Raw genomic sequence first — 10,997 nt, forward strand, 5'->3', positions numbered from 1 at the left:
GAGAAGTGTGGGATAACCCACATTTTCCGCATTCTTTTCGATTCGGGAATGATTTTAATTTCCAGTGTAAATCGCATTACCGCGCATTGACATTCATGCGCCGTTTTCAATGATTCATTGCGCAATCCGTTTTATATGGGTGGGATTTAAATCGCCAATTTTTTATTGACAATGCAAGTATCTTCGGATGGCGAGCCGAACTGTCAAATTACTTCATGTAACAAAAGCGGAGTGTCGCGTACGGTTGGGCTGCGTGATACCTTTTTGCTCAATGTCACCGCGCTGAAAAGGCGGAGAAACCGTTAAACCGGTGCGGTGAAAACAGCAGGAAGGTCCGGTGGCCGAGGGGCAGGGATACAACGTACGAGGTGCGCCGTGATACATCAGGCCAACAACGTCATCGAGTTGCCGCATGCACTTGGTGCCAATCATTTCCTGTCAGCGCTCGACGGAATTAACCGTTCCGAATTGGCGCCTCATCTGATGCTTTCGAATCTCGAGACCGGCCAGGTGCTGTGCGATGCCGGCGAGAATCTGGAGGCCGTCTATTTTCCGGTGACGGCGGGCATTTCCCTGCAATACACGGCGGGCGGCAAGACGACACTCGGCGTGACGGAAATCGGCCGCGAAGGCATCGTGTGCGACGACGTCGTCGGCAGCGCGATGCAGCGCCGCGTCGTCGTCTACCGCGGCGGGTTCGCGTACCGGCTGTATGCGCGCCGCTTCGCGGACGCGTGCGACGTGTCGGCGGCGATCCGGCGGCAGGTCTTCGTGCGGATGCAGCTGGCGTTGTCCCAGGCGTCGCAGGTCATGTTCTGCAGCCGTCATCACGTGATGCGGCAGCAACTGGGCCGCTGGCTGCTGATCGCCTACGAGCGCGCACGCAGCATCGAAATCCCGGTCACGCACGGCATGCTGGGGCAGATGCTGGGCGTGCGCCGCGAGACCGTCACCGATGCCACGCGGCAGCTTCACGAGCTCGGCCTGATCCATCAGCATCGCGGTGCCATCGTGCTCACGGATCTCGCCGGTCTCGAACGGCAGGGCTGCGATTGCCATCGGGTCGTGCGCGACGAAACACGCCGCATTCTCGCGACCGATGCCGGTACGGATGCCGGCGCCGAGTTGTCGCGCCGCGTCCGGACGACATAGTCGCCGGCACCGCGTCGTGGCGCGATGGCATGCACGGCGGCGCGGCGCGCAAAGGGAACGGGGAGGTGCCTGGCGCAGGCGGTGCGGCGACGCGTCGGGCAGGCGGCATCGACAAGAATCAGAAAAACAGTCATTCAGGTATGGAAAACATTTCGAAGCTCCAGAGTCAGCGCAGCTCGTTCCACGTGTGGCCATGGAGTCCGGCGCTCGGCATCCTGCCGATCGTCGTCGTGGTCGTCGCGCTGGCCGGGTTCGTCGCCGTCAGCCTGATCGTGATCATGTCGTTGCGCGTGTACGTTGGCGGCGAAAGCAGCTGGTCGAAGGCGCAGAAGGACGAGATCCTGCTGCTGAGCCGCTACGGGCAGACCGGCGACGAAAAGCTGTTCGACGAATACCTGGCGGTCGACCGGACCCTCACCTTCCTCGGCGCCGCGCGCCGCGCGATGACCAGTACGCCGCCGGACCACGGCGTGGCGCGCCAGGCGCTGATCGAGGCGGGCATCAATCCGGTCGATGCGGCGGCGGTGGTGTGGTTCTACCCGATCCTGAGCAGCTTCGCACGCCTGAACGCCGCGTTGCAATACTGGGAGGACGCGGACCGGCAACTGGTCGACCTGCGCAGGATCGCCAACGCGCTGCACGCGTCGGTGCATGCGGACGACGTCCGGCGCACGAGCAGCCTGAACCACGCGATCTGGGATCTCAACGCGCACATCGAACCGCTTCCGAAGCGCTTTTCCGACGAACTGAGCGCCGAATTCCGCTCGGCCGTCATCCAGCTGTTCCTGTCGTACATCGTGGCCTCGCTGCTGATCATCCTGCTGTCGGTGCGGTGGGCGAGCCGCGCGCAACGCCAGCAGGTGTCGATGCAGACCGAGCTGGACCGGAGCCAGGCATTCGCGGCAGCCGCGCTGCGCTCGGTCGCCGATGCGATCGTCACGATCGGCCTCACGCGCGGTATCGAGACCGTCAATCCGGCGGCCGAGCAGCTGCTCGGCACGTCGTCGCGGCAGTGTGTCGGCAAGCCGATCAACGACGTGCTGGACCTGATCGACACGTCGACGGGCATGTCGATCAAGCTGCTCGCGTCGCTCGGCAACCGCAGCGACCCCACGTTCACCCGCGATCTCGACCTGATCCGCGTGTGCGGCTCGGCGGTGTCGGTGCGCGCGTCGCTGTCGAAGATGGACAACGCCGCGGGCCGCTGCGTCGGCTACGTGCTGATCCTGCGCGACATGACGCGCGAACACCAGTTGATCGAGAAGCTGACCTGGCAGGCGTCGCACGATGCGCTGACCGGCCTCATCAATCGCACGGCGTTCGAGCGGCGCCTGGGCGACGCGCTGGCGCAGCGCGGCGGCGGGATGCTGCTGGTGCTCGACCTCGACGGCTTCAAGGAAGTCAACGACGTGTGCGGCCACGCGGCCGGCGACGCGCTGCTGCGCGACGCGACCGCGGTATTCGCGCGCTGTCTCGGCCACGACGACGTGTTCGGCCGGCTGGGCGGCGACGAATTCGGCATCCTGCTGCCGGCCGGCCGCGACGGCGCGCCGGACGGCGGCAAGGCGGAACGCCTGCGCGCGAATCTCGAGGACTTCACGTTCCTGTGGGAAGGCGAGCCGTTCAAGCTCAGCGTGAGCATCGGCGTGCTGGATCTCGCGTGCCGGCCCGAGAGCGTCGAGAAGGCGATGCAGATGGCCGACGTCGCGTGCTACGTCGCGAAGGATCGCGGTCGCAACCGCGTGCATGTCGCGGATTCGCGCGACATGCATTCGAGCCGCCAGGCGTATCACACGCAGTGGAGCCGGCGCGTGAAGACGGCGCTCGAGACGAATTCCTTCCAGTTGTATGCGCAACCGATCGTGCCGATCCAGCCCGCGCTCGGCGCGCGGGAGCGCGCGGAGATCCTGCTGCGCATCCCCGACGCCGACGGCAAGCTGATCTCGCCGGTGTTCCTGCCCGCCGCCGAGCGCTACGGCCACATGACGATGATCGACCGCTGGGTCGTGCGCACCGTGATCCGGCGCCTCGCGCGACTCGAACAGCGCCGCTACGTCGAATACAACGTGAACCTGTCGGCGATGTCGATCACCGACGAGCGCTTCGTGGAGTTCGTGATCGCCGAACTGTCGGCGTCGGGGCTCGACCCGTCGCTGCTGTGTTTCGAGATCACGGAGACGAGCGCCGTGCGCAACCTGGAGGTCGCGTCGCGCTTCATGTGCGAGCTGCGCGACCTCGGCTGCCGCTTCGCGCTCGACGACTTCGGCGCCGGCATGTCGTCGTTTTCGTATCTGCGCCAGTTGCCGATCGACTACCTGAAGATCGACGGCGGCCTCGTGTCGACCATGACGTCCGACAGCATCAAGCGCGGCATCGCGTCCGCGATCAACGACATCGCGCACGTGATGCAGTACCGCACCGTCGCCGAGCACGTCGAGGATACGGCGACGGCCGAGATGCTTCGCGCGCTGGGCGTCGACTATTGCCAGGGCTATTACTTCAGCCGCCCCGCGCCCTGGCAGGAAGGGGGATTCCATTGAACCAAGCGAGGAACGAACGCATGAGTGCTCCATTTGAACTGACCGGCGACCTGATGGACCTGGCGAGCTATCCGGCCTGGCTGCGCGACGTGGTCGGCGCGACCGACGAACTGAAGGCGCGCGTCCGTGCGCATCCGGTGTTCGCGGCGATGAGCGGCGGGACGCTGCGCGCGTCGCAACTGCGCGCATTCTTCGTGACCGGCTGGGCGGTGGTCAGCCAGTTTCCGGAATACATGGCGATGAACCTGGTGAAGACCGCCGCCTATCGGTCGCGCGGCGACGAGAAGGCGCGGCGCTATCTGATCCGCAATATCCGCGTCGAGCAGAACCACGTCGATCACTGGGCCAACTGGGCGGCGGAATCGGGCGTGACGATCGACATGCTGCTGCGCGGCGACGCGCCGCTGGCCGGATTCTCGCTGAGCCACTGGTGCTGGAAGAGCGGCAGTACCGACGCGCTCGCGCCGAGCATCGCCGCGACCAACTATGCGATCGAGGGCGTGACGGGCGAGTGGAGCGCGCTGCTGTGCGCATCGCCGTACGAACGGCAGTTCGATCCGGCCGTGCGGCATCGCGCGATGCGCTGGCTCAAGCTGCACGCCGACTACGACGACCGGCATCCGTGGGAGGCGCTCGACATCGTCGCGACGCTGCTCGGCCAGTCGCCCGCGGCGCGCGACGTGCGGGACGTCGAGACGTCGATCCGCAAGAGCCTGAGCTATTTCCTGACGAGTCTCGATTGCTGCATGCATGTGTAGTCGCCGGCGTCGTGCGCGCGCGGGTTCGTGCGGGCCGCACCCGGCCGTTCCGGCTGGACGGCGGGCCGGCGTGACGTCGCGATGCGCCGTGCGGGCCGTCGTGCTGGACGATTTTCCATGGCCACCCAAGTTCTCGTCGTAGAGCCCGATCCGCGCATGCGCGACAGGATCCGCGCGCTCCTGCGCGGCTGCCAGATCGATACGTCGGCGCTCGACGATGTGTCGATGCTGCTCGCGCACGTGAGCGCGGCACCGCCCACCCTGATCGTGTTGCGGGTCGAACGGCCGGCCACGACGTTCTACATGGCGCTCGGCGCACTGCGGCGCGCCGGTTACGACATGCCGGTGATCGTGATCAGCCGCGACGCGCAGGTGGTCGACAAGGTCGTCGCGCTCGAGATCGGCGCGGACGACTATGTCGTCGAGCCGTTCGAGCCGATGGAGCTGGTCGCACGCGTGCGCAGCGCGATGCGCCGCTACGCGCCGAACCGGCCGGAGTCGCCGCGCGGGCCGCGGAATGCCGAAACCTATGCGTTCGGCGACATCGAGGTGAATTTCGTCACGCGGCGCGCGACCCGCGCGGGAGACGACCTCGGGCTGCGCGCGAGCGAATTCGCGCTGCTCGAACTGTTCATCGCGCAGCCGCTGCGCGTGCTGTCGCGCGCGGAGATCCTCGCGCTGCTGGGGCTGACCGTGGCCGGGCGCTCCGAGCGCGGGCTCGACGTGCTGATCTTCCGGCTGCGCAACCTGATCGAGCAGGCGGTCGGCGACTATCGCTACATCCGCACGGTGCGCGGCAAGGGCTACATCTTCGTGCCGCTCGGCACGCTGGCAGACGACGCGGACCCGCCGCCGCACGCGTGAGCGGGGCGCGGGCACGTCGGGCATCGCGGCCGGCGTGTCGCGCGCCGGCATCGCCCCACCTTCACCTGCGCATGCCGCCATCGCCCCGGTTCGCCATCGGGGCGACCCGCCATTGTCGGTTTAGAACGACCGTGCTAAATTTCCCGCCAGCATTTGGCAGTCACCGACCCGATCATCCGGTTTCGCGGCATGCGGCCATCTGGCCGTCGCGTGGCCGTGGCTCGACGTGACGCTCGCCGCGCACGGGCGCGATGGCGATTTCCACGCCGGCAAGCGTGCCGCCGCGCGTTACTTCTTTCGCCGGGAGCTGCCGAAGGTGGGTGCGCAGCTCGACCTGCTGGCGAGCGCCGATACGACGACGCTCGAGATGCGCGACGCGTGGTTCAGAGCGCCGCGCAGCACGAATGATGGTGACGCGGCGCGGGCCGATGCGCGTGCGCTGCGCGCCGATCGCGCGGGCGTGTCCCGCTGCCGTATCGATGCCGTATCGCTGCGCGACGACGTCGCGCGAGGAGAGAGGAGAGCATGAAAGCCCTGTTGTGTACCGCATTCGGCCCGATCGACCGCTTGCGCATCGAGGACGTCGCGGTTCCCGAACCGGCCGCCGGCCAGGTGCGGATTCGCGTGAAGGCGGCGTCGCTCAACTTCCCCGATGCGCTGATCGTCCAGGGGCTCTATCAGGTGAAGCCGGCGCTGCCGTTTTCGCCCGGCGCGGAATTCGCCGGCGTGATCGACGCGGTCGGCGACGGCGTGAGCGCCTGGCGGCCCGGCGACGAGGTGGTCGCGTTCACCGGTCATGGCGGTTTCGCGGAGCATTGCGTGGCCGACGTGCAGCAGATCGCGGCGCTGCCGCCGGGGATGACGTTCGAGCAGGGCGCGGCGCTCGTGCTGGCCTACGGCACGTCGCTGCATGCGCTGCAGCAGCGCGCGCGCCTGCAGCAGGGCGAGACGCTGCTGGTGCTGGGCGCGGCCGGCGGCGTCGGGCTGGCCGCGATCGAGATCGCGAAGGCGCTGGGCGCACGCGTGATCGCGGCCGCGTCGAGCGCGGACAAACTCGCGCTGTGCCGCGCGGCCGGCGCCGACGACACGCTCGACTATGCAACCGAGGACCTGCGGCGTCGTGTCGACGAACTGACCGACGGACGCGGCGCGGACGTCGTCTACGATCCGGTCGGCGGCGCGTACAGCGAGGCAGCGCTGCGCGCGACCGCGTGGCGCGGCCGGTTCCTCGTGGTCGGCTTCGCGGCCGGCGAGATTCCGAAGATCGCGCTGAACCTCGCGCTGCTCAAGGAGCGCGACATCCTGGGCGTGTTCTGGGGCGACGCGGTGCGGCGCGACCCCGCGCAGCATGCGGCGAACATGCGCCAGCTCGCGCAATGGTTCGCGGCCGGCAAGGTGCGGCCCGCGATCACCGAGCGCGTGCCGCTCGCGGGCGCGGCCGACGCAATCGCGCGCATGGCGAGCCGGCAGGTGAAGGGCAAGGTCGTGATCCTGCCGGACGCGTGACAACGTCGGCGCGGCATCATGCGGCGGCGGCCCGAGCGGGCGCCGCTTTCGAGCGGATTTCTTTCGTGTGACGTTACCGGAGTCGTTGAGCATGCAACCCCTGTCGAATCTGCAACCCGCCGTCGCGGCATCGCTCGCGACGTGGCACGCGATGCTCGCGCGCAAGGATTTCAGCGAACTCGACACGATCGTCCATCCGGACGCCGTGTTCCGCTCGCCGATGGCGTTCAAGCCGTACGGACCGGCGCCCGCGCTGCTGCTGGCGCTGCGCACGGTGCTCACGATCCTCGAGAACTTCGAATACCACCGCGCGTTCGCCGACGACGACGGCACGAGCGTCGTGCTGGAATTCAGTGCGACGGTCGGCGACAAGCGGCTGAAGGGGATCGACATGATCCGCTTCGACGTCGACGGGCGGATCGTCGAATTCGAGGTGATGATCCGGCCGTTCAATGCGCTGCAGGCGCTCGGCGCGGCAATGGGCGCGCGGCTCGGGCAGCAGTTGCCAGGATTCAAGATCGGCGGGTGAGCGGCGGGCCGCCGGCCGGTGCGGAAAATGTCGCCGGCGCAACGCGACGGTCGCGCTCGCGTGCGGCGCCGGCCGGGCGCGCGTCAGTGAGGCTTGATCCTGACGCTGTAGCCCGCATCCTCGAACGCGACGACGAATTCCTCGGGGAACAGCCACGACTCGACCTTCACGTGCGACGTCGCGCGATCGATCTCGACCTTGGCGTCGGGATCGACGCGCCAGATTTCATGTTCGACCGCGCGGGCGGTATCGTCGTCGAGCGAGTGGTCCAGTACGAATTCCATGATCAATTTCCTGTTTTGACGGCCGCGTTCACACGCGCGAGAGCGGCCGGTTGGCGAACGAAGCCGATGACGTCGACGGGATCGGACAACATGGGTCGACGATACGCGCGATCGCGTCGAACGATAAGCCGGTATGCGCGTGACGCACTGTCGCTCGTTGATCAACGAATCCGGTGAAGCGTGTGCGAACGGGCTTCCGGAGTGCGAAAGATGCGTGGCAGCCAAGATCGACTTGGCTCGCGGCGATGCGCGGCTCGCTTCGCGCCAGTGAATTGCCGATGCAGCAAGTACCGTTCCGCGCGATCGATGTTGCACGACACGGCACCGCATCACACCACGTACCACGCACAACGCAACGCACAACGCAACGCACAACGCACAACGCACAACGCACAACGCACAACGCACAACGCGCTCCGCGCATCACGCATCGAGCAACGCCACCGCATCGGCCGCGATCATCGCGAGGTGATTCGCGGGCCGCGGCCGGCCGGTCGGACGAAACACGGCCTCGCCCTGCACGATGGCGCGGCCCGAATACGCGCACCGTCCGTCGCGCCGGGCGACCGCGCGGCGCCATTTTTGTTCGCCGTAGTGCAGGCGGCCGCTTTCGACCCAGCGGACCAGCAGCGATTCGTGCGACCACTCCAGCAGCGTGACGTGAACCTGGCTGCGACCGGGTGATGAGATGCGCGGCGCGATGCCGACGGAAGAGACGGTCAGCATGATCGATTGCTTTCGGCGCGACCGCCGCGGCGCCGATCCGCATCGCGCGGCAACGAACGGCACTGCATCGGCCGCCCGGTGCGGCGCCGGAGTTCGTGAGTTACGCTGAATGCCATTGCCAGTCTCCTGCCGGCCGGCGAGGCCGGCGCGGGGTCGATCGAGGCCGCGCGCGCTCGACGCGGCGGGTTCGGGATGCGTCGACGGAGCGGGTGCGCAGTACATACCGCTCGCATCGCCGACGAACGCCCAGTGTAAAAGCGCATGCCGGGCCACCGGAAGGCGCACGAACAAGAACACGGTGTTGCCCGATATCGAACACGGGCGTGTGTGCCTACGGCCGCACCACGGCATCAAGGGCGCGTATCCGGCGCCGCGCCGCGCGCCATCGCGTGCGGCATCGGGCGCACCGTGACCGTGCAGGTCCTGCCCGCCGCGAGGAAGCCGTCGCGCGGCATACCGTCCAGCCGGATCCGGACCGGCACGCGCTGCGCGAGCCGCACCCACGTGAAGATCGGGTTGACGTCGGCGAGCAGCGTCGCGCCGGCCGGATTGTCGCGATCGCTGATGCCGCGCGCGACGCTTTCGACGTGTCCGGTCAGCGACGGACCGCCGGACAGCAGCCTGATCGCCGGCATCATCAAGATCACGACCGTCACCATCGCCGTGCGCGGCGCTGCCAGCTCCAGCCGCATCGACACGCCCATTGCCAGCAAGACGGCGATCACGGTCTTCGCGACATGGATCAGGCGCGCGCCGTCGGCTCGGCCGTATTCGCGGCTCATGCCGAGCAGCATGTGCGCGACGGCCGCTGTATCGAAGGGCCTCGTCAGCGTGCGCTTGTTCGGCGGCATGGCGGATCGGCAGGACGAATCCGGCGGGACTGGGTCGACGCGTTGGCGCGCATCGCGTCAGACGGAATCCGTCGACAGCATTTCGGCATGCAGCTCCTTGTCCGTGCCGGCGGACGACGGCGGATCGAGCAGCGCGATGCGCACGTGTTCGATGAACAGCTTCAGCTTGTTGCTCGCGTACGGATTGCGCGGATAGACCGCGTAGATCACTTCGTCCTGCGGTGCTTCATCGGCGAGCACGCGCACCAGCCGGCCGTCGCGCAGGCAGTCGTCCGCGATGTAGCGCGGCAGCATCGCGATGCCGATGCCTTGCACCGCGGCGTCGCACAGCGTTTCGCCGTTGTTGGACAGGAACACGCTGCCCGGGCTGATCGCGCGCGGCTTGCCGAGGCTGCCGGGCGTCGTGAACGTCCAGGTGGCCGACGGCGCCGTATGGCTGTAGTTCAGGCAGCGGTGCTCGAGCAGCGCGTCGATCGAGTCCGGTTCGCCGTGAGCGGCGAGGTAGTCGGGACTGCAGACGACGACGCGCTCGCATGCGGCGACGCGGCGTGCGATCAGCGCGCTGTCGGGCAGTCGCGCGGAGCGGATCGCGACGTCGAAGCGCTCGACTTCGAGGTTCATCGTGCGATCGTCGGTGTCGAGCGTGACGCGCAGCTGCGGATGCGCGGCGGCGAAGGCCGCGACCGCCGGCCCGAGCAGGCGGCGAGTGAGACTCACCGGCGACGTGATGCGCAGCTCGCCGCACAGTCCGTGCGAGCGTTCCGCGATTTCCTCGGCGACGTCGACGAGCCGGCGCATCGATTCCGACGCGGCACGATAGAAGATCATGCCGTCTTCGGTCGGCGTTACGTTGCGGGTCGAGCGCATCAGCAGCTGCACGCCGAGCGTGCGCTCGAGGTCGCTGATGCGCTTGCTGACGACGGACTTCGACAGGCCGAGCCGGCGTGCGGATTCGGTGATGCTTTGCCGCTCGACGGCGAACAGGAAGGCCTGGATATCGTCTATGTTCAGGGATTTCATGATGCTGTCCGAGGGGCGTCGGGCATGAGTAAAGGGCGGCCGTTTGCTGCGCTGCCACGCATGCCGAAGCGATCGACGGGCGACGCGACGGCGGCGGCCGGCGGCGCGAATCGTGTGACGAAAGCGCGGCGCGCGGCGGCATGCGCCGAAACGGCTGCGACGCGTGGGAAACGCGACGCGCCGCCGGCATGTCGCGGCCGCGCGAACGACTTCGCGCGGCTGCGCTGCAACGCGGCGCGAACGGGCAGTTCGGGGGCGCGGCGGGTTACGCGAGCTTGATGCGAGTCCGATGCCGTTGGCAATCCGTATGAGTCCAAGCGTAGTGGAACGTGTCGCGTGTCGATAGCCGGGCCGGATGGTCCTCAGTGTTCCGTGCATGGAACGATCGATCGCGCCGCCGCCAGGGGCGGCGCGATCTGCGAATCGCTGCCGGTGCTTGCCGGCGCGGCGGCGGGCGTCAAGCGATCTGATCGAGGCGATAGACCTCCATCGTGTCGACGGCATCCCGGTCGCGGGCCTGGAACGCTGCGATGTGCGTGCGTATTCGTAACGGATCGGAGGGAATGCGTCGACGCAGGGTGGTGTCGCGGTTGCGACCGCCGGTATCCGGCCGGTCGCAACCGCGCGAAACGGCATGCGCCGTCTCGGGCTCAGCTCTTGTCGTACGAGAACTGGATGCCCGCGGTACCGCCGGTTTCGATGAACAGGTTGATGAACGCGGGGACGGTCGCGCTGCGCGCCCAGTCGCGCTGCAGTTCACAGAACAA

Annotated in this window: 9 protein-coding genes and 4 pseudogenes; 7 read left to right on the forward strand and 6 right to left on the reverse strand. The window is 67.6% G+C overall.

Translation table 11 applies throughout. The annotated features are described in order from the left end of the window. The first annotated feature begins 375 nt into the window (after positions 1-375). From U5A56_RS26345 to U5A56_RS26375, 7 genes and pseudogenes are all read left to right on the forward strand, one after another. Positions 376-1,152 (forward strand): Crp/Fnr family transcriptional regulator, encoded by a 777-nt coding sequence (locus U5A56_RS26345; RefSeq protein WP_044848401.1) that lies wholly within the window; start codon positions 376-378, stop codon positions 1,150-1,152. 140 nt (positions 1,153-1,292) lie between these two features. After that, positions 1,293-3,692, forward strand: coding sequence for a putative bifunctional diguanylate cyclase/phosphodiesterase (locus U5A56_RS26350; RefSeq protein ID WP_321925330.1), 2,400 nt, complete (start codon positions 1,293-1,295; stop codon positions 3,690-3,692). A gap of 20 nt (positions 3,693-3,712) precedes the next feature. Next, a complete protein-coding gene (locus U5A56_RS26355) occupies positions 3,713-4,450 on the forward strand; it encodes a TenA family transcriptional regulator (RefSeq protein ID WP_044848403.1) in 738 nt (245 codons plus the stop codon). A gap of 117 nt (positions 4,451-4,567) precedes the next feature. Then, positions 4,568-5,314, forward strand: a complete 747-nt coding sequence (locus tag U5A56_RS26360; RefSeq protein ID WP_321925331.1) for a response regulator transcription factor — start codon at positions 4,568-4,570, stop codon at positions 5,312-5,314. A gap of 187 nt (positions 5,315-5,501) precedes the next feature. Beyond that, a pseudogene (locus U5A56_RS26365) lies at positions 5,502-5,699 on the forward strand (acyl-CoA dehydrogenase C-terminal domain-containing protein); the annotation flags it as partial. Positions 5,700-5,839: 140 nt separating this feature from the next. After that, positions 5,840-6,820, forward strand: coding sequence for an NADPH:quinone oxidoreductase family protein (locus tag U5A56_RS26370; protein WP_321925333.1), 981 nt, complete (start codon positions 5,840-5,842; stop codon positions 6,818-6,820). A gap of 91 nt (positions 6,821-6,911) precedes the next feature. After that, positions 6,912-7,349 (forward strand): nuclear transport factor 2 family protein, encoded by a 438-nt coding sequence (locus U5A56_RS26375; RefSeq protein ID WP_124487621.1) that lies wholly within the window; start codon positions 6,912-6,914, stop codon positions 7,347-7,349. 83 nt (positions 7,350-7,432) lie between these two features. Here U5A56_RS26375 and U5A56_RS26380 read toward each other — a convergent pair whose 3' ends face one another. The 6 genes and pseudogenes from U5A56_RS26380 to U5A56_RS26405 all read right to left on the reverse strand — a co-directional run. After that, positions 7,433-7,633 carry a hypothetical protein gene (locus U5A56_RS26380; RefSeq protein ID WP_321925335.1) on the reverse strand — a complete coding sequence of 67 codons (201 nt, stop codon included), beginning with the start codon at positions 7,631-7,633 and terminating at the stop codon, positions 7,433-7,435. Between the two features lie 423 nt (positions 7,634-8,056). Beyond that, the gene (locus tag U5A56_RS26385) at positions 8,057-8,656 is read right to left on the reverse strand and encodes a DUF3331 domain-containing protein (protein ID WP_321925337.1); all 600 of its coding nucleotides are present in this window, start codon (positions 8,654-8,656) and stop codon (positions 8,057-8,059) included. A 53-nt stretch (positions 8,657-8,709) separates the two neighbouring features. Then, positions 8,710-8,985, reverse strand: a pseudogene (locus U5A56_RS26390) (efflux transporter periplasmic adaptor subunit); the annotation flags it as partial. 12 nt (positions 8,986-8,997) lie between these two features. Continuing rightward, positions 8,998-9,210, reverse strand: a pseudogene (locus tag U5A56_RS26395) (FUSC family protein); the annotation flags it as partial. 57 nt (positions 9,211-9,267) lie between these two features. Further along, the gene (locus tag U5A56_RS26400; protein ID WP_044848437.1) at positions 9,268-10,221 is read right to left on the reverse strand and encodes a LysR family transcriptional regulator; all 954 of its coding nucleotides are present in this window, start codon (positions 10,219-10,221) and stop codon (positions 9,268-9,270) included. Between the two features lie 659 nt (positions 10,222-10,880). Further along, positions 10,881-10,997, reverse strand: a pseudogene (locus tag U5A56_RS26405) (hydrolase); the annotation flags it as partial.

Source organism: Burkholderia sp. BCC1998 (assembly GCF_905339875.1).
Classification (GTDB): Bacteria; Pseudomonadota; Gammaproteobacteria; order Burkholderiales; family Burkholderiaceae; genus Burkholderia.